1 pseudogene is annotated in these 259 nt (G+C 52.9%); it reads right to left on the minus strand.

Features of this window, described 5'->3' with window-relative positions:
- Window positions 1-259 (minus strand): annotated as a pseudogene (locus tag SAZ04_RS22415) (ATP-dependent Clp protease ATP-binding subunit ClpC); the annotation flags it as partial.

Below are 259 nucleotides of genomic sequence, written 5' to 3' on the forward strand. Positions count from 1 at the left end.
GCCGTTTGCCTCTGAGTAGTCAATGGTGATAGGCTTCTCGCGACTTACTTTCTCGGCAAGAATCTTCTTGCTCAAATCGTTCAGAACGTAATCCTGGATGGCACGCTTTACTGGGCGGGCACCAAACTCTGGGTCGTAACCTACCTCGGCAAGATAACCGATGGCGGCTGGAGTCCAGCGGAGATCGAAGCCCTGAGGCTCCAACATCTTCTTGGCCCTGTTCATCTGCAACTCCACTACCTTGGCAATCTGATCCTTG

Origin of the sequence: Halalkalibacter lacteus (assembly GCF_036663595.1) — a bacterium.
Taxonomy (GTDB): domain Bacteria; phylum Bacillota; class Bacilli; order Bacillales; family Bacillaceae_D; genus Halalkalibacter; species Halalkalibacter lacteus.